The organism is Pseudomonas extremorientalis (genome assembly GCF_001870465.1).
GTDB classification, from domain to species: domain Bacteria; phylum Pseudomonadota; class Gammaproteobacteria; order Pseudomonadales; family Pseudomonadaceae; genus Aquipseudomonas; species Aquipseudomonas extremorientalis.
In genome coordinates this window covers 1-18,616 of sequence record NZ_MDGK01000040.1, presented here as the reverse complement: position 1 = coordinate 18,616, position 18,616 = coordinate 1, and the positions used below count along the sequence as shown (strand labels likewise).

Genomic DNA, 18,616 nt, shown 5'->3' with positions numbered 1-18,616 from the left:
GAACTTAGGAGAAGCCTGCATGAGTCTGCAAGGTAAAGTTGCACTGGTCACCGGCGCAAGCCGTGGCATTGGCCAGGCGATCGCCCTGGAGCTGGGCCGTCAGGGCGCCGTTGTGATCGGCACCGCTACTTCCGCCTCGGGCGCCGAGCGTATCGCCGCGACCCTGAAGGAAAACGGCGTGCAAGGCACCGGCCTGGAACTGAACGTGACCAGCGATGAGTCCGTGGCTGCCGTTTTGGCCGAGATCACCGCACAGTTCGGCGCGCCGGCGATTCTGGTGAATAACGCCGGCATCACCCGCGACAACCTGATGATGCGCATGAAAGACGACGAGTGGTACGACGTGGTCGACACCAACTTGAACAGTCTGTTTCGCCTGTCCAAGGGCGTTTTGCGCGGTATGACCAAGGCGCGTTGGGGCCGAATTATCAATATTGGCTCCGTAGTGGGTGCCATGGGCAACGCAGGCCAAGTAAACTACGCAGCCGCCAAGGCCGGTCTGGAAGGTTTCAGCCGTGCATTGGCACGTGAAGTCGGCTCGCGGTCGATTACGGTCAACTCGGTGGCTCCAGGGTTCATCGACACCGATATGACCCGCGAACTGCCGGAAGCACAGCGTGAAGCGTTGCTGACGCAGATTCCGCTGGGCCGTCTGGGCCAGGCTCAAGAGATCGCGAATGTGGTCACTTTCCTGGCATCCGACGGTGCGGCATACGTGACTGGGGCTACAATCCCGGTGAACGGCGGGATGTACATGAGTTAAATTGTGACGGATCGCTTCAAAAATATGTCATACGAGCTGTCTAAAATCCGTTATAAAGCTGCAACTTAATTTATAGGCAGGTGGCCGACCGGGTACAGGGTGAAGCTTTCAGTTGAAAAGCTGAAAAGGCTTTCTATACACTTACCCACTGGCCAGCTGCCTGAATTTGTCCATTAGGAGTTAAACAAGGTATGAGCACCATCGAAGAGCGCGTCAAGAAAATCGTCGCCGAGCAACTGGGCGTTAAAGAAGAAGAAGTGGTCAACACTGCTTCCTTCGTAGAAGACCTGGGTGCCGATTCCCTTGACACCGTTGAGCTGGTGATGGCTCTGGAAGAGGAATTCGAGACCGAAATCCCGGACGAAGAAGCTGAAAAAATCACTACTGTTCAAGCTGCTATCGACTACGTTACTAGCCACCAGGCGTAATAGTTTGTAGTCGTCGCTTGCTGTCAGGGAAAAACCGCACTGCTGTAACGGCGTGCGGTTTTTTCTTTAGCCCTGATGAAAAGTACGCGCTGAAGCAAAAGTGTCGTCATTAGAAAAAGGAGAGTGCTGTGTCGCGTAGACGCGTCGTAGTCACCGGTATGGGTATGTTGTCGCCACTGGGCACGGATGTGCCAAGCAGTTGGCAGGGCATTCTGGCTGGCCGCAGTGGTATTGGTCTGATCGAACACACGGACCTTTCTGCCTATTCCACCCGTTTTGGCGGCTCGGTAAAGGGTTTCAATGTCGAGGAATATCTCTCGATCAAGGAATCCCGCAAACTCGACCTGTTCATTCAATACGGCCTGGCAGCCGGTTTTCAGGCGGTGCGTAATGCCGGCCTGGAAGTCACCGATGCCAACCGTGACCGCATCGGCGTGGCCATGGGGTCGGGTATTGGCGGTTTGACCAATATCGAAGAAACCAGCCGCACGTTGCACGATTCCGGCCCCCGTCGAATTTCGCCGTTCTTCGTCCCGGGCTCGATCATCAATATGATTTCCGGTTTCCTGTCCATCCACCTGGGCGCACAGGGACCTAACTACGCCATCGCCACGGCGTGCACCACCGGCACGCACTGCATTGGCATGGCGGCGCGCAATATCGCCTATGACGAAGCCGACGTGATGATCGCCGGTGGCGCCGAAATGGCGGCCTGCGGCCTCGGCATGGGCGGCTTCGGCGCGTCCCGTGCGCTGTCGACGCGCAACGACGAGCCGACCCGCGCCAGCCGTCCATGGGACAAAGGCCGTGACGGTTTCGTGCTGTCCGACGGTGCCGGCGCCCTGGTGCTGGAAGAGTTGGAACACGCCAAGGCGCGTGGTGCCACCATCTACGCCGAGCTGATTGGCTTTGGCATGAGCGGTGACGCCTACCACATGACCTCGCCACCGTCCGACGGTGCCGGTGCCGCACGTTGCATCACCAACGCCCTGCGCGATGCCAAGGTGAATGCGGACCAGGTGCAGTACATCAACGCCCACGGGACTTCGACTCCGACGGGCGACCTGGCGGAAGCCGAGGCCATCAAGTCGGTGTTCGGTGAGCACGCCTATAAGCTGGCGGTCAGCTCCACCAAGTCCATGACCGGTCACCTCTTGGGTGCGGCGGGCGCGGTCGAGGCGATCTTCAGTGTGATGGCCATCAAGGATCAGGTCGCGCCGCCGACCATCAACCTGGATGAGCCTGACGAAGGCTGCGACCTGAACTTCGTGCCTCACGAAGCGCAGCCGATGCCGATCGACGTGGCGATCTCCAACTCGTTCGGGTTTGGCGGCACCAACGGTTCCCTGGTGTTCCGCCGGTTCGCCGAGTGATGCACAGCTGGGTCGACGGTCAGCCAGCGGACAGCGTGCCCCTGAAAGATCGTGGCCTGGCGTATGGCGATGGGCTGTTCGAGACCATCGCCGTCAAGGCCGGGCAGCCGGTGCTGCTCGACCGTCACCTGCAACGCCTCGACGAGGGTTGCAGGCGCCTCGCCTTGGTTGCGGATCCGATGGTGATCCGCAGCGAAGTGCTGGCCTACGCCACCGCCCTTGGCGAGGGTGTCCTCAAATTGATCCTGACCCGTGGCGACAGCCTGCGCGGTTATGGCATCAACCCTGGCGCACCGGTGCGCCGTATCTTGCAGGGCAGCCCGCCTGCTACTTATCCCAGCGCTCATGGAACCGATGGCATCCGCCTGTTTCCCTGTGCCACCCGCTTGGCCGAACAGCCGTTGCTGGCTGGTCTCAAGCACCTCAACCGTCTGGAACAGGTGATCGCCCGCGCCGAGTGGCACGACACCAAGCACGCTGAAGGCTTGATGCTGGATGTGTCCGGTCGCGTGATCGAAGGCGTGTTCAGCAACCTGTTCCTGGTGTGCAACGGCTTGTTACTAACCGCTGATCTGACGCGTTGCGGCGTGGCCGGGGTGATGCGCGCCGAGATTCTGGCCCAGGCACAGACCCTGGGCATCCCGGTGGCCGTGGCCGACATCAGTGTCGAGCAGTTGCAGCAAGCCGACGAAGTCTTCGTGTGTAACAGCGTTTATGGCATTTGGCCGGTGCGCGAGTGCGCTGCGATGAGCTGGTCGGTTGGCCCGCTCACCCGTAAACTGCAGGGCATTGTTCGCGCGCTATTGGAAATTTGAGTTGATACGAAAACTGGTTGTACTGCTGCTGATCGGTCTGTTCTCGGCGGCTTTGCTGTTGGGTTATGGCGCCTGGAAATACGACGCTGCCCTGAAGCAGCCCTTGAAGCTGACCCAGGAGCAATTGCTCGACGTACCGGCAGGGGCTACCCCCACCGGCACCTTCAATCGCCTGGAAGCTGACGGCGTACTGGACGGTGCCTTCTGGTTGCGCCTGTACTGGCGCTTCAACCTGGACGGCCAGCCATTGCACAGCGGCGAATACCGCATGACGCCCGGCATGACGGCGCAAGGCTTGATCGGCTTGTGGCAGCGTGGCGAAGTGGTGCAATACAGCCTGACGCTGGTCGAAGGTTGGAACTTCCGCCAGGTACGCTCGGCCCTGGCCAAGCATGAAAAGATCGTGCAGACGCTGTCGGGCCTGAGCGACAGCGACGTCATGGACAAGCTCGGTCACCCTGGCGTGTTTCCAGAAGGGCGGTTCTTCCCCGATACCTACCGTTTCGTGCGTGGCATGACCGACGTCGAATTCCTGAAGAAAGCCTACAACCGCCTGGACGACGTACTCGCCCAGGAATGGAGCAAGCGCGCTGCCGACGCGCCTTACACAGACCCTTACCAAGCGCTGATCATGGCCTCCCTGGTGGAGAAAGAGACGGGTGTGCCTGAGGAGCGTGGGCAGATTGCCGGGGTATTTGTGCGGCGCCTGAAGGTCGGCATGCTGCTGCAGACCGACCCGACGGTGATCTACGGCCTGGGTGAACGCTACAACGGCAAGTTGACCCGCGCGCACCTCAAGGAAGCCAATCCCTACAACACCTACATGGTCGCCGGCCTGCCGCCGACGCCCATTGCCATGGTCGGCCGCGAGGCGATCCATGCCGCGCTAAACCCGGTGCCGGGCAGCAGCCTGTATTTCGTTGCCCGTGGCGATGGCAGCCACATTTTCTCGGATAACCTGGATGCGCATAATGCCGCCGTGCGTGAGTTCCAACTCAAGCGACGCGCCGATTACCGCTCCAGCCCGGCGCCGGTGGTGAAGCCTGCCGAAGACGCAACGCCACCGGCGGATGTGCCCGCCGAGGCGCCGGTAGAAAAGCCGGCCGACCCTGCTCCGGACGCTACCGCGCCGCAAAGCCCGCAATAATTCTGACTAAGGACTGCCTGTGACTGGCTTGTTTATTACCCTGGAAGGCCCCGAAGGCGCCGGCAAAAGCACCAACCGCGATTACCTGGCCGAGCGCTTGCGCAGCGAAGGCATCGAGGTGGTGTTGACCCGTGAGCCCGGTGGCACGCCGCTGGCCGAGCGTATCCGCGAAGTGCTGCTGGCGCCGGGTGACGAGCAGATGAACCCGGACACCGAGCTGCTGCTGGTGTTCGCCGCCCGTGCCCAGCACCTGGCCGAGGTAATCCGTCCGGCCCTGGCCCGTGGTGCCGTGGTGATTTGTGACCGTTTCACCGATTCTACCTACGCCTACCAGGGCGGCGGTCGGGGTTTGTCCGTGGAGCGTATCGCCACCCTGGAAACCTTTGTCCAAGGCGACTTGCGCCCTGACCTGACCTTGCTGTTCGATCTGCCGGTGGAAGTCGGCATGGCCCGTGCCAGCGCTCGTGGCCGCCTGGACCGCTTCGAGCTGGAAGGCGATGGGTTCTTCAACGCGGTACGCAGTGCATTCCTCACACTTGCCAAGGCGGAGCCTGCACGGTACTCCCTGCTGGATGCAGCCCAGCCGCTGGCGCAGGTGCAGCAGGCCATCGACGCGCTGCTACCCGAACTGCTGGAGCGCGCCCGTGGCTGAAGCCTACCCGTGGCAGGACAGCCTGTGGCAACAACTGGCCGGCCGTGCCCAGCACGCCCACGCCTACCTGTTGCATGGGCCGGTGGGGATCGGCAAGCGAGCGTTGGCCGAGCGCCTGATGGCAAGCCTGCTGTGCCAGCGCCCGGTCAAGCTTGAGGCCTGCGGCGAGTGCAAGTCCTGCCTGCTGCTCAAGGCCGGCAGCCACCCGGATAACTACCTGCTGGAACCCGAGGAAGCCGACAAGGCAATCAAGGTCGACCAGGTGCGCGACCTGGTCAGCTTCGTGGTGCAGACCGCACAGATGGGCGGACGCAAGGTGGTGCTGATCGAGCCGGTGGAGGCGATGAACATCAATGCTGCCAACGCCTTGCTCAAAAGCCTGGAGGAGCCGTCCGGCGATACGGTGTTGTTGCTGGTGAGTCACCAGTCCAGCCGTTTGCTGCCAACCATCCGCAGCCGCTGCGTGCAGCAGGCGTGCCCGCTGCCAAGCGAGGCCATGAGTCTTGCGTGGCTGGCGCAGGCGTTGCCGGAGTGCTCCCAGGACGAACGGGTCGAGTTGCTGACCCTGGCCGCCGGTTCGCCGTTGGCGGCGGTGAAGCTGCAGGTCCAGGGCGTGCGTGAACAACGTGCGCTGGTGGTGGAGGGGGTCAAGAAACTGATCAAGCAGGAAGTGTCCGCCACCCAGCTGGCAGAAAGCGCCTGGAAGGACATCCCCCTGCTGTTGCTGTTCGACTGGTTCTGCGACTGGTCAAGCCTGATCCTGCGCTACCAGCTGACCCAGGATGAAAACGGTCTGGGCCTGCCGGATATGCGCAAGGTGGTGCAGTACCTGGCGCAGAAAAGTGCCCAGGACAAGGTGCTGGCGATCCAGGACTGGATCCTCGCCCAGCGCCAGAAGGTGCTCGGCAAGGCCAACCTCAACCGCGTGCTGCTGCTTGAAGCGTTGCTGGTGCAATGGGTCGGTTTGCTCGGACGCCGTTAATTTCCGTGGCCGGCGGGTGTATCGTCGGCCAGACACTTTTCGTGACTGAAGTTGTAGATTCCTATGATTGTAGATTCCCACTGCCACCTTGACCGCCTCGATCTGGCCCAGCACGGCGGTTCCCTTGACGCTGCCCTCGACGCCGCACGCCAGCGTGGGGTAGGGCACTTCCTGTGCATCGGCGTCAGCGCGGAGAATGCAGCGGACGTCAAATCCCTGGCCGAGCGTTATGCCGATGTGGATTGCTCGGTGGGCATCCACCCGCTGGACCTCAAGCCCGGTGAAGCCCCGGCACTCGACTGGCTGCTGGGTGAACTCAATCACCCGCGCGTGGTGGCCATTGGCGAAACCGGCCTGGATTACCACTACGAACCCGAAGCCGGCGAGTTGCAGCAGGCTTCGTTCCGCCTGCACCTGCAAGCCGCCCGGCAGACCGGCAAACCGGTGATCGTCCACACCCGTGGCGCCCGTGCCGATACCCTGACCCTGCTGCGCGAAGCGGCATTGCCCCAGGCTGGTGTGTTGCATTGCTTTACCGAAGACTGGGACATGGCCAAGGCGGCGCTGGACCTGGGGTTCTATATTTCGCTGTCGGGCATCGTCACCTTCCGCAACGCCGACGCCCTGCGTGATGTCGCACGCCAGGTGCCCGCCGACCGCCTGCTGGTGGAAACCGATTCCCCGTACCTGGCTCCCATCCCCCATCGCGGCAAGCCGAACCTGCCGGAGTATGTGCGCGACGTGGCGGATTACCTGGCGATGCTGCGCGGTGAGTCCTACGAGCGTTTTGCCGAGCAGACCACTGAAAACTTCAAGCGCCTTTTCCCACTGGCCCACGTCGCTTCTTGATGCGAGGGTCAAATCGCAGGCAAAAAAAACCCGGGTTCTGGGGGGGTGAATCCGGGTTAAGACCATTAGGAGTAAAACAAGGGTACGCGGTCCGTTGGTACCCAGGTCGGCGCTTCACTTGGGGGAGATGTCACGCCGACAGTTCAAGTATTGATCAGTATCCGATTCAGTCCAGTCGCGGCTGATCGTTTTTTAAACAGATTTGGAATACGCGCGCTTCGCTTGAGTTCTCATCAGGTCGGTGCACGTGTGCAGTTGTTGCGTATTATTTCTGACTGATATCAATGAAAACGTTGGTGTGCTGAAAGTAAAGTGCATTCCGGGTTCACATAGACATTGCCCAACGACCGTTCAGTCGGGATAATCCCTCGCACCGGGTAAATCGTATCGCCACGTATCCGTGGCCCTGCGCAACCCTCCCTAATCCGACCTTTGCAGACCTCGTCCTCATGCACAAAGAACCCCGTAAGGTCCGTGAGTTTCGCCGCCGTGAGCAGGAAATTCTCGACACCGCACTCAAGCTGTTCCTTGAACAAGGTGAAGACAGCGTCACCGTCGAGATGATCGCGGATGCCGTGGGTATCGGCAAAGGCACGATCTACAAGCACTTCAAGTCCAAGGCCGAGATCTACCTGCGCCTGATGCTCGACTATGAGCGCGACTTGAACGAGCTGCTGCACTCGGCCGATGTCGACAAGGACAAGGAAGCCCTGTCCCGTGCCTACTTCGAGTTCCGCATGCGTGACCCGCAGCGCTATCGCCTGTTCGACCGGCTGGAAGAGAAGGTGGTCAAGGGCCACCAGGTGCCGGAGATGGTCGAGGAACTGCACAAGATCCGCGCCTCGAACTTCGAACGTCTGACTCTGCTGATCAAGGGGCGCATCAGCGAAGGCAAGCTCGAAGATGTGCCGCCGTATTTCCACTACTGCGCCGCCTGGGCTTTGGTCCACGGTGCCGTGGCGCTGTACCACTCGCCGTTCTGGAGCAACGTGCTGGAAGACCAGGAAGGTTTCTTCCAGTTTTTGATGGATATCGGCGTGCGCATGGGCAACAAGCGCAAGCACAGCAGTGAGCAGCCACCGGCAGAAACGCCTGCCACGTAATGATTTGCTGCCACGCGTAGTACCCCAGGAATATACTCAGGCATGGACTCTTGCTAAAAGCTGATTTATCAGTCAGCTTTTAGCGCGCCCGAATCATCCTCTGCCGGAGTGATCCATGATCGTTGATCGTCAAGGCAGGCGTTTTCGCAATTTGCGGATCAGCCTGACCTCAGCCTGCAATTACGCGTGTACCTACTGCGTGCCTAACGGCAAGCGGCTGGTGGCTGCCCAGGACGAACTCTCCGCCGAGGCCATGGCCCGTGGTGTGGAATACCTGATCGAAGCGGCGGGCATCGACCGCCTGCGCATCACCGGCGGCGAGCCGCTGGTCAGCCCCAAGCTGGAAGCGTTCATGGGCGCCGTGGGGGGGATGGGGCTCAGCGATATCAGCCTGACGACCAATGGCCAATTGCTCGCGCGCAAGCTGCCGTTGCTGGTGGAGGCCGGGATCAAGCGCATCAACGTGTCCCTCGATACCCTCGACGCAGATGCCTTCCGCAGCATTGCCCGTGGTGGCGACCTGGCCACTGTGCTCGACGGCATGGACCAGGCCCGCGCTGCAGGCATCAAGATCAAGGTCAATATGGTGCCGTTACGCGGCCAGAACCTCGACCAGGTCATGCCGCTGCTCGACTATTGCCTGGAGCGTGGCTACGAGCTGCGCTTTATCGAGTTGATGCGCATGGGCCACCTGGCCAAGGACTCCAACGCGTTCCTGCAGCAGTTTGTCAGCCTGCAACAACTGCTGGGTTTGATCGGTGAGCAGCATGAATACCTGCAAGCCAATGCGCCTGTGGATGCCACTGCCGTACGCTACGAAATCCCCGGTAAAGGCTTCTTTGGTGTGATCGCCAACGAAAGCGTACCGTTCTGCCGCACCTGCTCACGGTTGCGCTTGTCGTCCACGGGTTGGTTGCATGGCTGCCTGTCGTCGAGTAACCGTCACTACGTCGGCGACCTGCTGGACAAGCCGCGCCATCAAGCACTCCCGGCCTTGCAGGGGCTGTTGATGAAGGCGTTGGGTGACAAGCAGGAGGTGGCTTTTTCTGGCGGCGCCACCATCATGAAAATCATCGGCGGCTAAACAACCCGCCAAGCCAGCACACAACCAACTGTGGGAAGGGGCAAGCTCCTCCCACATTTGTCATAGGTTGCTGCCAAATGGCGCAAAACCTGCATCACACGCCCATTCGCCGGTTTTCCGTCACCGGCTTCTGGAGGATTAGGATGCGTAGTGTGGTTTTGTTGCTGGCGTCGTTGACGCTGAGTGGCTGCATGACCGTCAGCGATATGGCCGAAGGTACCCGCTATCAGATGAGCGACGCCGGTTTGCTGGACCACAGCGATACCCGCCGTACCGCCTCGGTACGCATACAGCCGGACTCCTTTGTCTTTATCGCCCAGGGCGCCTTTGTGCCGCCGGGCAGTGCCTACCCGCGGCCGAACGTGGTGGCCGAAGAAGCCTTCAATGGCTTTGTCGAGTACTTCCCCATGGTGCGCCGCGCCCGTCAGCCTGAAGGCCTGGAGCAGGCCATGGCCGAAGCCCGCGCGGCGGGCGCTCACTACCTGCTGTACTGCCGTTTCGCCAAGGCGGATGACCGCATCGGCAACGCGGATGAATGGGCCGACCAGGAAGCCCTCGACCGCGTCGGCCTGGACAGCGGCGTCATCCAGATCATGTTGATCGAGACCAGCACCCAGTATTTGATTGATACTGCACGTATACGCAGTCGTGGCGGTTTACTGACGTTTCACGACAACAAGCCAGAAGACCTGATTGCCCGCCCCCTGGCGCAGTACGCCCGCGGCCTGTTGGGGATGAGCAATCCATAAGACCCAGGAGAACCCCATGACCGATTCCGCCAAGGCCAACGACCTGTTGGCCCAGTTGCCCAAGGGCAAGGGTCCGGCCCCGGTGCACCTGTGGAACCCGGACTTCTGCGGCCATATCGACATGCGTATCGCCCGTGATGGCACCTGGTTCTATCAAGGCACGCCGATCGGGCGCAAGCCGATGGTCAAGCTGTTCTCCAACATCATCCGTCGCGATGGCGATGATTACTTTCTGATTACCCCCGTGGAAAAAGTCGGCATCACCGTCGATGATGCTCCGTTTGTCGCCATTACCCTGGAAGTCGAAGGGCAGGGCGAAAGCCAGGTGCTGCGCTTCACCACCAACGTCGATGACCAGGTCGAAGCCGGCCTCGAACACCCGCTGCGGGTGGTGATCGATCCTGTGACCCAGGAGCCTGCACCCTATCTGCGAGTGCGCAGCAACCTCGAAGCCCTGGTGCACCGCAATGCGTTCTACCAGTTGGTGGAGTTGGCAGTGAGCCGTCCGATCAACGGTCAGAACTGGCTGGGCGTCTGGAGCGCAGGGGAGTTTTTCCCTATTGGCCTGGAGCCCTGACGCCGGTTTTATCATCTCCCTGAAATAATTCGCTTGCTGCACATGGGCGCTTTGCGTTATCAATTTGTACATGATTAGACATGTTCGATTTGATAAGAAAAAACGCGTCGTCGACGAGCTCATCCGCCGTATCGAGGGTGGGGTGATGGCCGACGGTTTCCTGCTGCCGGGCGAGCATCAATTGGCCGAGGAGTTCGCGGTGAGCCGCGGCACCCTGCGCGAGGCCCTGGCCGAACTCAAGCGGCGCAACTACATCGCGACCCAGAGCGGCGTCGGCTCCATCGTGACCTTTGACGGCATGGTGCTCGACCAGCGCAGTGGCTGGGCCCAAGCCCTGGCGGACACCGGTGCGAAGGTCAACGCCGATATCCTGCGCCTGGAAGCGGTGACCCGCCCGGACCTGCTCAGCCGTTTCGGCAGCGACCAATTCATTGCCCTCGACCGCCGTCGTCGCACTACCGATGGCACTGCCGTGTCCCTGGAACGCTCGCTGATGCCCGCTTCCGGAGGCCTGGAGGGCCTGCCAAGAGTAGGCCTGATCGATAATTCCCTGACCATCACCCTGGCCGCCTACGGATATGTCGGCGCCGAAGGGGACCAATGGATCGGTGCCGAGCCCCTCAGCGATGAAGACGCCGAGTTGCTTGGCCGCCCAGCCGGTACGGTGTTCCTCAAGGCTTCGCGTACCACCTACGACCGTCGCGAACGTTTCATGGAGTATGTCGAAAGCTTGCTCGACCCTCTGCACTTTCGCCTGCACCTGCAATTTGGAAACTCGAAATGACCCCGCTCAATCGCGCCCTCGGCGCGTTCTATGGCCTGGCCTTGGGCGATGCCCTGGGCATGCCGACCCAGTCCTTGAGCCGCGAACAGGTGCGTGCGCGTTTCGGTGCCATCACCGGCCTGGAAAACGCCGATGCCGACCAGCCCATCGCACCGAACATGCCCGCCGGCTCCATTACCGATGACACCGAACAGGCCATCCTGGTGGGCGAGTTGCTGGTGGAAGGCCGAGGCAAGATCGAACCCACTGTGCTTGCCCAGCGCCTGATCGACTGGGAAGCGGTGATGCGTGCCAAGGGCTCGCAGGATTTGCTCGGCCCCTCCACCAAGCGTGCAATCGACATGATCCTCGCCGGCCACACCCCGGAAGAGTCCGGCCGCTACGGCACCACCAACGGCGCCGCGATGCGCATCACGCCAGTGGGGATTGCCGCCGATGTCAGCGACCCGGCGCAGTTTATCAAGGCGGTGATCCAGGCCTGCCAGGTCACCCACAACACCACCCTGGGTATTTCCAGCGCGGCGGCGGTGGCGGCGGTGGTTTCGGCCGGCATCAACGGCGTGGACCTGGGCGAAGCGTTGAACATCGGCACCCAGGTTGCCCAGCAGGCCGAAGGCCATGGTCACTGGATCGCTGGTGGGCGGATTTCCACGCGCATCAGTTGGGCGCGGACCTTGAGCGTCGGCAGCGGTGACAAGGCCCTGTTCGCGGACCTGTTGTACGAATTGATCGGCACCTCCGTCGCGTCCCAGGAGTCGGTGGTGGTGTCGTTCGCCCTGGCCCAGCAAGTGGCGGTGGGCGAAATGAATGCCTTCGAGGCGTTGTGCCTGGCGGCCAGCCTTGGCGGCGACACTGACACCATCGCGGCGATTCTCGGCGCCATGCTCGGCGCGTGCCTGGGCATGCAGTGCTGGCCCGAGGCGATGATCGAACAGGTCAAGCAGGTCAATGGCCTGGATCTGCAATCGCTGGTTCAAGAGCTGTTGAAAATGCGCTGAGTCAGGACGACCGGAAGATTCGCTTTGTATACCTGCCACAACCACAACAATACAGGCACTTGGAGCACCCCCTCATGAGCAGTACATCTTCCGGTCAAAGCGCCGGGCAATTGGAAACACGCGGCATCGAACCGGTCCCGGAAGGCGAGTGCAACGGCCACCCGCTGCAACTGTTCTGGGTGTGGTTCGCGGCCAATATCAGCATCCTCGGCTTGCCGCTCGGCGCCACGCTGGTCGCGTTTCGCGGCCTGGCGATCTGGCAGGCCATCATCGTGGCGATCCTCGGCGCCGCCGGCTCCTTTGCGGTGGTCGGCGTCATCTCCATCGCCGGCCGTCGCGGCCGTGCGCCCAGCCTGACGCTGTCCCGCGCCATCTTCGGTGTGCGCGGCAATATCGGCCCGACCCTGGTGTCGCTGATGTCGCGCCTGGGCTGGGAAACCGTCAACACCACCACGGCGGCCTTTGTGCTGCTGTCGTTGTGCTCGATCCTGTTCGGCTCGCCGGTCGAAGCCAAAAGCGCACCGGTGCTCACCCTGGTCTTCATCGCCATCTTCGTGCTGCTGACCTTATCGGTATCCGGGCTGGGCCACGCCACCTTGCTGGTGATCCAGAAGTGGGCCACCTACGTGTTCGGCGCGTTGAACATCCTGGTCGGCGGCTTCCTCTGCGCCACGATCGACTGGAGCGCGGTGTTCAACGCTACCCCGGCACCGTTGAGCGCGATGATCATCGGCATCGGCACCATGGCCGCCGGCACGGGTATCGGCTGGGCCAACGCCGGCGCGGACATGTCGCGCTACCAGCACCGCAGCGTCAAGGCGGTGCGCCTGGTGGCGTCGGCGGCGTTCGGTGCGGGCATTCCGCTGGTGCTGTTGATCACCCTCGGCGGCCTGTTGTCGGTGGGCAACAATGACCTGGCTTCGGCCACCGACCCGATCGTCGCGATCCGCGACATGCTGCCGACCTGGATGGCCGTGCCATACCTGATCACCGCGTTCGGTGGGTTGCTGCTGTCCAACAACCTGTCGGTGTACTCGGCGGGCCTCACCACGCTGACCCTCGGATTGAAGGTCAAGCGCGTGCATGCGGTGATCGTCGATATCGTGGCGATCTTCGCCGGCTCCATCTACTTCATGCTGATCGCCGACAGTTTCTACGGCCCGTTCATCACGTTCATCTCTTTGCTGGCGGTGCCGATCACGGCATGGGTCGGCATCTTTGTGGTCGACCTGATCCACCGTCACTACTACAGCGCCAAGGACCTGCTGGACGTGAGCCCAAGCAGCGCCTACTGGTATCGCGGCGGTGTGGAGTGGCGTGCCTTCGGTGCCTGGGCCGTGGCGATCGTGCTGGGCTTCAGCTTCACCACCATCGGCACCACCGCCGAGAACATCTGGTTCGCCGGGCCTTTGTCCGACTCCTGGCTGGGCCACAACGGCCTGGGCTGGATCGTCACCTTCCTGGTGGCCGGCGGGATTTATGCGGTGCTGGGCGGTGCGGCTGACCGTCGCCCGGCTTTAGTCGAGAGCCCTAATGTCTAGATTGCTGCACACCGGCCAGGTCATCGTCGACCTGGTCATGGCCCTCGATACCTTGCCCGCAACCGGCGGCGACGTGCTGGCGCAATCGGCCAGTTTCGAAGCCGGCGGTGGCTTCAACGTGATGGCGGCTGCGCGGCGCAATGGGTTGGCGGTGGTCTACCTGGGCCGTCACGGCAACGGGCGCTTCGGCGACCTGGCACGCGCGGCGATGCAGGCGGAAGGTGTCGAAATCGCCCAAGCCGCCAGCACGGATAAAGATACCGGTTTGTGTGTATCGCTGACCGAGGCCACCACCGAGCGCACGTTCATTTCCCATATCGGTGCTGAAGGCGAGTTGAGCACCGACGACCTGGCGCGGGTGGTTCCACAGGCGGACGATTATGTGTATGTGAGTGGCTACAGCCTGTTGCTGGAAGGCAAGGCGCAGGCTCTGCTCGACTGGTTACTGGCCCTGCCTCGCGATATCCAGGTGGTGTTCGACCCGGGGCCGTTGGTGAAGGCACCGGATTCGGCGCTGATGGTGGCGCTGTTGCCGCGTATCGATATCTGGACCAGTAACGGCCCTGAAGCACTGGCATTTACAGGGGCGGAAACGGTTGCAGAGGCGCTGGTCGACCTGAGCCGTCATCTGCCCGGCGATGCCTTACTGGTGGTGCGGGATGGGCCGAATGGCTGCTGGGTGAGCCGCAATGGCCAGGCGGAGCATGTGCCGGGGTTCAAGGTGACGGCGGTGGACAGCAATGGCGCAGGGGATGCCCACGCCGGGGTGTTTATTGCAGGGTTGGCCGATGGCCTGGCACCTGCCCAGGCAGCGCGCCGGGCGAACGCAGCAGCAGCGCTGGCCGTGACACGCTGGGGGCCGGCTACATCGCCTGGCAGCGCAGAAGTCGACGCCTTGCTGCGGGAATAGGGTAGGGTCAAAAAATGTGGAGGGGGCAAGCCCCCTCCAACATTTGAGGCTACTGGCTCGTTTCAGACTCCAGCTTGCGCGCCTCATCCACACCCGACGCCGTCAGCTTGATCGGCAGGTTCAACGCATACTCACCGGCGGCGTCAGTGGTCACATGCCCATCCTTGATCAGGCCGCGATCCTGCAGGAACGCCAACGCACTGGCGACGACTTTTTCTCCGCGGTAGTTATCCAACACCTCCTTGCCCAGCCCTTGAGGGTGAGCGTGCAGCAGGCGGGTCAGGACTTCTTTTTCAAGGTCTTTGTCGACGTTCATGCGTACCTCTTCACTGGGAAATGATCGGGTGTTCGTCAGGCGTTGGTTGGATCAGGGCGCAGGTTGTTTCGGAGCGCCGGGCAGGTTCGAGTCATCGCCCTTATTGATCTTGGGTTCATTGATCGATGGACCCATTTTGCCGTTGCCGACGGCGGCTGGCGCCTGGCGTTGAGTGTCATGACCCTGGGTGTGCGGGTCGGCGGCATTGGTATTGTCAATGACTGCGCCGCCATTGGTGTCCAGGCCGGTGCCCATGGATTTCTGGGACTCGGTGGTGGCGTCCGGATTGGTCGGGCCGGTAGAGGAGGTGGCTGCAAAACCGCTCAGCGAAACCGAAGACAACAGGCCAGCCAGGGCGAGGGCAGCAAACTTGGAATGCTTCATGAGGGTGTCTCCATATGATGAATGTCCTTACCCTCTATTGGTCCGCCGGTGTTCTACGTTCGTGCCTTGATGGCGACGAACGGTCTTGTGTCACCTGTAAGATTTTGTGTGCCATTGACCACGAAAATGCGCTGCAACTCGTCACGAAAGCGCCTTAGTATGTGTGCTTTGAAATTGCCAAGGCTCACCCATGACCATCGAGATTCGCCCCGCCGTGCCCAGCGATGCTGCGCAGATCCTGACTTTCATTACCGAGCTTGCCGAGTATGAGAAGGCCCGGCATGAAGTGATCGCCAGTGTGGTGGACATCGAGCGCAGCCTGTTCAGCGAAGGGGCGACCGCCCATGGCCTGATCTGTTTGCGCGATGGCTTGCCGATTGGTTTTGCGGTGTTCTTTTTCAGCTATTCCACATGGCTGGGCAGCAACTGCCTGTACCTGGAAGACCTGTACATCAACCCGGAGCAACGCGGTGGTGGCGCAGGCAAGAAGCTCTTGCGCCACCTGGCGAAGATCGCGTTCGACAACGGTTGCGGTCGCTTTGAGTGGAGCGTGCTGGACTGGAACGAACCGGCGATTGCCTTCTATAAATCCATCGGCGCCCAGCCGCAGGAAGAGTGGGTGCGTTACCGCATGGAAGGCGATGCGCTGCGTGATTTCGCCTTGGGCTAGCTGAAGATCAAAATGTGGGAGGGGCTTGCCTACTCCCACATTTTTTTGTGTTTTGCTCACTATATGGGATGCAAATTTATATATTGAGATGTTTCAAAAGATGGGTTTATAGTCGGCTGCATCAGCACTCACTACCAAAAATAAAACAGGTGAAGCGATGCAGGCACAACCGTTGTCACTCCCCGCCGTGCCCGAGCCCACCTACGGCGAGCGGCTCAAAGGCAAAGTGGTGATCATCACCGGTGCCGCCCAGGGCATTGGCGAGGCGATCGTCGCGTGTTTCCAGGCGCAGCAGGCGAAGCTGGTCATCGCCGATATCCAGGGCGAAAAGGTCGAGAACGTCGCGGCCCACTGGCGTGAACGCGGCGCCGAGATCTACGCGCAACCCGTCGATATCACGTCCAGGGAGCAATGGCAGGCGCTGGTCAATGTGGCCATCGAGCGCTTCGGCCGGGTGGATGTGCTGGTCAATTGCGCCGGGGTCAATGTGTTCCGCGACCCGCTGGAGATGACCGACGAAGACTGGCGCCGCTGCTTCGCCATCGACCTCGACGGCGCCTGGTACGGCTGCCGCACGGTGCTGCCGCACATGATCGAGCAGGGCATCGGCAACATCATCAACATTGCCTCCACCCATTCCAGCCACATCATCCCCGGCTGCTTCCCCTATCCCGTGGCCAAGCATGGCCTGCTTGGCCTTACCCGCGCCCTCGGCATCGAATATGCGCCCAAGGGCATCCGTGTGAATGCCATCGCGCCGGGCTACATCGAAACCCAACTCAATGTCGACTACTGGAACGGTTTCCCCGACCCCCACGCCGAGCGCCAGCGTGCGTTCGACCTGCACCCGCCCAAGCGCATCGGCCAGCCGATCGAGGTGGCGATGACCGCGCTGTTTCTGGCGACCGACGAGGCGCCTTTTATCAACGCCACCTGCCTGATGATCGATGGCGGGCGGTCTGTGATGTACCACGACTAACGCGTTTTCCAATAACAAGAAAGAGGTGGTTCATGTTCAAGAAGACTCTAGGCACCCTCGCGCTCGCCCTTGCCTTCAGTGGCTTTGCATCGGCCGAAGAAGTGAAGATCGGCTTCCTGGTCAAGCAGGCCGAAGAACCCTGGTTCCAGACCGAATGGGCCTTCGCCGAAAAAGCCGGCAAAGAACACGGCTTTACGGTGATCAAGATCGCCGTGCCCGATGGTGAAAAAACGCTCTCGGCCATCGACAGCCTGGCCGCCAACGGTGCCAAGGGCTTTGTGATCTGCCCGCCGGACGTGTCCCTCGGCCCGGCCATCGTGGCCAAGGCCAAGGTCAATGGCTTGAAAGTCATGGCTGTGGATGACCGCTTTGTCGACGCCAAGGGCAACTTCATGGAAGACGTGCCGTACCTGGGCATGGCGGCCTTTGAAGTGGGCCAGAAGCAGGGCACCGCGATGGCGGAGGAGGCGAAAAAACGCGGCTGGGATTGGAAGGACACCTACGCGGTGATCAACACCTATAACGAACTCGACACCGGCAAGAAGCGCACCGATGGTTCGATCAAATCCCTGGAAGACGCCGGCCTACCCAAAGACCATATCCTGACCGCCGCACTCAAGACCCTCGACGTTCCCGGCAGCATGGACGCGACCAACTCGGCCTTGGTCAAACTGCCTGCAGGCGCGAAAAACCTGATCATCGGCGGCATGAACGACAACACCGTGCTCGGCGGCGTACGCGCCACCGAAAGCGCCGGCTTCAAGGCGGCCAACGTGATCGGCATCGGCATCAATGGCACCGACGCCATCGGCGAGTTGAAAAAGGCTGAAAGCGGTTTCTTCGGCTCCATGCTGCCCAGCCCGCATATCGAGGGTTACAACACCGCGTTGGCGATGTACGAGTGGGTCACCACCGGCAAGGAGCCTGCGAAATACACGGCGATGGACGAAGTGACGCTGATCACCCGCGCCAACTTCCAGGCAGAGCTGACCAAGATCGGGCTGTGGAAATGACCGGCGCGGCCTTGCGTTTCAACGGCATCGGCAAGGAGTTTCCCGGTGTGAAAGCCCTGGCGCAGATCAGCTTTGAAGCGCGGCCGCGCGAGGTGCATGCGTTGATGGGCGAGAACGGTGCGGGCAAGTCGACGCTGCTGAAAATCCTTGGCGGCGCCTACCTGCCCAGCAGCGGCTCACTGCAGATCGGCGCGCAGACCATGGCCTTCCGAAACGCCGCCGACAGCATTGCCAGCGGCGTGGCGGTGATCCACCAGGAGCTGCACCTGGTGCCGGAAATGACGGTGGCCGAGAACCTGTTCCTCGGCCACTTGCCGACGCGCTTCGGGGTGGTCAACCGCAGCCAGTTGCGCAAGCAAGCGTTGGCCTGCCTCAAGGGGCTGGCGGATGAAATCGATCCGGATGAGAAGCTCGGTCGGCTTTCCCTTGGGCAACGCCAACTGGTGGAAATCGCCAAGGCGCTGTCCCGTGGCGCCCATGTGATTGCCTTTGACGAACC

22 protein-coding genes are annotated in these 18,616 nt (G+C 61.5%); 20 read left to right on the top strand and 2 right to left on the bottom strand.

Features of this window, described 5'->3' with window-relative positions; translation table 11 throughout:
- Positions 1 to 19: 19 nt before the first annotated feature.
- The 16 genes from fabG to BFN10_RS16020 all read left to right on the top strand — a co-directional run bounded on the left by fabG (position 20) and on the right by BFN10_RS16020 (position 14,755).
- On the top strand, positions 20 to 763 hold the full coding sequence (gene fabG, locus BFN10_RS16095) for a 3-oxoacyl-ACP reductase FabG (RefSeq protein WP_015885432.1): 744 nt from the start codon (positions 20 to 22) through the stop codon (positions 761 to 763).
- A gap of 191 nt (positions 764 to 954) precedes the next feature.
- Positions 955 to 1,191: an acyl carrier protein gene (gene acpP, locus BFN10_RS16090; protein ID WP_003175607.1), complete on the top strand. Its 237-nt coding sequence runs from the start codon at positions 955 to 957 to the stop codon at positions 1,189 to 1,191.
- Between the two features lie 128 nt (positions 1,192 to 1,319).
- A complete protein-coding gene (gene fabF / locus BFN10_RS16085; protein WP_071490502.1) occupies positions 1,320 to 2,564 on the top strand; it encodes a beta-ketoacyl-ACP synthase II in 1,245 nt (414 codons plus the stop codon).
- Positions 2,564 to 3,379 (top strand): aminodeoxychorismate lyase, encoded by an 816-nt coding sequence (gene pabC / locus BFN10_RS16080; protein ID WP_071490501.1) that lies wholly within the window; start codon positions 2,564 to 2,566, stop codon positions 3,377 to 3,379. The genes fabF and pabC overlap by 1 nt, the downstream gene beginning before the upstream one ends.
- 1 nt (position 3,380) lies before the next feature.
- Positions 3,381 to 4,526, top strand: a complete 1,146-nt coding sequence (gene mltG, locus BFN10_RS16075; protein WP_071490500.1) for an endolytic transglycosylase MltG — start codon at positions 3,381 to 3,383, stop codon at positions 4,524 to 4,526.
- Between the two features lie 19 nt (positions 4,527 to 4,545).
- Positions 4,546 to 5,178: a dTMP kinase gene (gene tmk / locus BFN10_RS16070; RefSeq protein WP_071490499.1), complete on the top strand. Its 633-nt coding sequence runs from the start codon at positions 4,546 to 4,548 to the stop codon at positions 5,176 to 5,178.
- Positions 5,171 to 6,160, top strand: coding sequence for a DNA polymerase III subunit delta' (locus BFN10_RS16065; protein ID WP_071490498.1), 990 nt, complete (start codon positions 5,171 to 5,173; stop codon positions 6,158 to 6,160). Before tmk ends, BFN10_RS16065 begins: the two co-directional genes overlap by 8 nt.
- Before the next feature lie 63 nt (positions 6,161 to 6,223).
- The gene (locus tag BFN10_RS16060) at positions 6,224 to 7,009 is read left to right on the top strand and encodes a TatD family hydrolase (protein ID WP_071490497.1); all 786 of its coding nucleotides are present in this window, start codon (positions 6,224 to 6,226) and stop codon (positions 7,007 to 7,009) included.
- Positions 7,010 to 7,458: 449 nt separating this feature from the next.
- The gene (locus tag BFN10_RS16055) at positions 7,459 to 8,112 is read left to right on the top strand and encodes a TetR/AcrR family transcriptional regulator (protein WP_071490496.1); all 654 of its coding nucleotides are present in this window, start codon (positions 7,459 to 7,461) and stop codon (positions 8,110 to 8,112) included.
- Between the two features lie 115 nt (positions 8,113 to 8,227).
- Positions 8,228 to 9,196, top strand: coding sequence for a GTP 3',8-cyclase MoaA (locus BFN10_RS16050; protein WP_071490495.1), 969 nt, complete (start codon positions 8,228 to 8,230; stop codon positions 9,194 to 9,196).
- 143 nt (positions 9,197 to 9,339) lie between these two features.
- Entirely contained in the window at positions 9,340 to 9,945 is a 606-nt protein-coding gene (locus BFN10_RS16045) for a DUF4823 domain-containing protein (protein WP_071490494.1), read from the top strand.
- A 16-nt stretch (positions 9,946 to 9,961) separates the two neighbouring features.
- Positions 9,962 to 10,522, top strand: coding sequence for a DUF1285 domain-containing protein (locus BFN10_RS16040; RefSeq protein ID WP_071490493.1), 561 nt, complete (start codon positions 9,962 to 9,964; stop codon positions 10,520 to 10,522).
- A 70-nt stretch (positions 10,523 to 10,592) separates the two neighbouring features.
- On the top strand, positions 10,593 to 11,306 hold the full coding sequence (locus BFN10_RS16035) for a GntR family transcriptional regulator (protein ID WP_071490560.1): 714 nt from the start codon (positions 10,593 to 10,595) through the stop codon (positions 11,304 to 11,306).
- Positions 11,303 to 12,304, top strand: coding sequence for an ADP-ribosylglycohydrolase family protein (locus BFN10_RS16030; RefSeq protein WP_071490492.1), 1,002 nt, complete (start codon positions 11,303 to 11,305; stop codon positions 12,302 to 12,304). Before BFN10_RS16035 ends, BFN10_RS16030 begins: the two co-directional genes overlap by 4 nt.
- A gap of 74 nt (positions 12,305 to 12,378) precedes the next feature.
- Positions 12,379 to 13,845: a purine-cytosine permease family protein gene (locus tag BFN10_RS16025; protein WP_071490491.1), complete on the top strand. Its 1,467-nt coding sequence runs from the start codon at positions 12,379 to 12,381 to the stop codon at positions 13,843 to 13,845.
- Positions 13,838 to 14,755, top strand: a complete 918-nt coding sequence (locus tag BFN10_RS16020) for a PfkB family carbohydrate kinase (RefSeq protein ID WP_071490490.1) — start codon at positions 13,838 to 13,840, stop codon at positions 14,753 to 14,755. The genes BFN10_RS16025 and BFN10_RS16020 overlap by 8 nt, the downstream gene beginning before the upstream one ends.
- 49 nt (positions 14,756 to 14,804) lie before the next feature.
- Here the strand turns inward: BFN10_RS16020 and BFN10_RS16015 are convergent, their stop codons facing one another.
- Both BFN10_RS16015 and BFN10_RS16010 read right to left on the bottom strand, forming a co-directional pair.
- Complete coding sequence (locus BFN10_RS16015; protein ID WP_058427435.1) at positions 14,805 to 15,071, bottom strand: hypothetical protein; 267 nt, start codon at positions 15,069 to 15,071, stop codon at positions 14,805 to 14,807.
- A 51-nt stretch (positions 15,072 to 15,122) separates the two neighbouring features.
- Positions 15,123 to 15,455 carry a hypothetical protein gene (locus BFN10_RS16010; protein WP_071490489.1) on the bottom strand — a complete coding sequence of 111 codons (333 nt, stop codon included), beginning with the start codon at positions 15,453 to 15,455 and terminating at the stop codon, positions 15,123 to 15,125.
- Between the two features lie 190 nt (positions 15,456 to 15,645).
- On the opposite strand from BFN10_RS16010, the gene BFN10_RS16005 reads away from it, so the two are divergent.
- The 4 genes from BFN10_RS16005 to BFN10_RS15990 form a co-directional block, all read left to right on the top strand.
- Positions 15,646 to 16,125, top strand: a complete 480-nt coding sequence (locus BFN10_RS16005) for a GNAT family N-acetyltransferase (RefSeq protein ID WP_010208407.1) — start codon at positions 15,646 to 15,648, stop codon at positions 16,123 to 16,125.
- Between the two features lie 157 nt (positions 16,126 to 16,282).
- Complete coding sequence (locus tag BFN10_RS16000; protein WP_071490488.1) at positions 16,283 to 17,104, top strand: SDR family oxidoreductase; 822 nt, start codon at positions 16,283 to 16,285, stop codon at positions 17,102 to 17,104.
- A 32-nt stretch (positions 17,105 to 17,136) separates the two neighbouring features.
- Positions 17,137 to 18,117: a substrate-binding domain-containing protein gene (locus tag BFN10_RS15995; RefSeq protein ID WP_093514569.1), complete on the top strand. Its 981-nt coding sequence runs from the start codon at positions 17,137 to 17,139 to the stop codon at positions 18,115 to 18,117.
- Positions 18,114 to 18,616, top strand: a 503-nt coding sequence (locus BFN10_RS15990) for an ATP-binding cassette domain-containing protein (protein ID WP_139221112.1), incomplete at its 3' end; no start/stop codon positions are given. The genes BFN10_RS15995 and BFN10_RS15990, both read left to right, overlap by 4 nt.

Excerpts from the sequence above, each read along its gene's own strand:
- fabG (WP_015885432.1), top strand. The coding sequence starts at position 20 with ATGAGTCTGCAAGGTAAAGTTGCACTGGTCACCGGCGCAAGCCGTGGC.
- acpP (WP_003175607.1), top strand. The coding sequence starts at position 955 with ATGAGCACCATCGAAGAGCGCGTCAAGAAAATCGTCGCCGAGCAACTG.
- pabC (WP_071490501.1), top strand. The coding sequence starts at position 2,564 with ATGCACAGCTGGGTCGACGGTCAGCCAGCGGACAGCGTGCCCCTGAAA.
- BFN10_RS16060 (WP_071490497.1), top strand. The coding sequence starts at position 6,224 with ATGATTGTAGATTCCCACTGCCACCTTGACCGCCTCGATCTGGCCCAG.
- BFN10_RS16055 (WP_071490496.1), top strand. The coding sequence starts at position 7,459 with ATGCACAAAGAACCCCGTAAGGTCCGTGAGTTTCGCCGCCGTGAGCAG.
- BFN10_RS16050 (WP_071490495.1), top strand. The coding sequence starts at position 8,228 with ATGATCGTTGATCGTCAAGGCAGGCGTTTTCGCAATTTGCGGATCAGC.
- BFN10_RS16045 (WP_071490494.1), top strand. The coding sequence starts at position 9,340 with ATGCGTAGTGTGGTTTTGTTGCTGGCGTCGTTGACGCTGAGTGGCTGC.
- BFN10_RS16040 (WP_071490493.1), top strand. The coding sequence starts at position 9,962 with ATGACCGATTCCGCCAAGGCCAACGACCTGTTGGCCCAGTTGCCCAAG.
- BFN10_RS16035 (WP_071490560.1), top strand. The coding sequence starts at position 10,593 with ATGATTAGACATGTTCGATTTGATAAGAAAAAACGCGTCGTCGACGAG.
- BFN10_RS16030 (WP_071490492.1), top strand. The coding sequence starts at position 11,303 with ATGACCCCGCTCAATCGCGCCCTCGGCGCGTTCTATGGCCTGGCCTTG.
- BFN10_RS16025 (WP_071490491.1), top strand. The coding sequence starts at position 12,379 with ATGAGCAGTACATCTTCCGGTCAAAGCGCCGGGCAATTGGAAACACGC.
- BFN10_RS16020 (WP_071490490.1), top strand. The coding sequence starts at position 13,838 with ATGTCTAGATTGCTGCACACCGGCCAGGTCATCGTCGACCTGGTCATG.
- BFN10_RS16015 (WP_058427435.1), bottom strand. The coding sequence starts at position 15,071 with ATGAACGTCGACAAAGACCTTGAAAAAGAAGTCCTGACCCGCCTGCTG.
- BFN10_RS16010 (WP_071490489.1), bottom strand. The coding sequence starts at position 15,455 with ATGAAGCATTCCAAGTTTGCTGCCCTCGCCCTGGCTGGCCTGTTGTCT.
- BFN10_RS16005 (WP_010208407.1), top strand. The coding sequence starts at position 15,646 with ATGACCATCGAGATTCGCCCCGCCGTGCCCAGCGATGCTGCGCAGATC.
- BFN10_RS16000 (WP_071490488.1), top strand. The coding sequence starts at position 16,283 with ATGCAGGCACAACCGTTGTCACTCCCCGCCGTGCCCGAGCCCACCTAC.
- BFN10_RS15995 (WP_093514569.1), top strand. The coding sequence starts at position 17,137 with ATGTTCAAGAAGACTCTAGGCACCCTCGCGCTCGCCCTTGCCTTCAGT.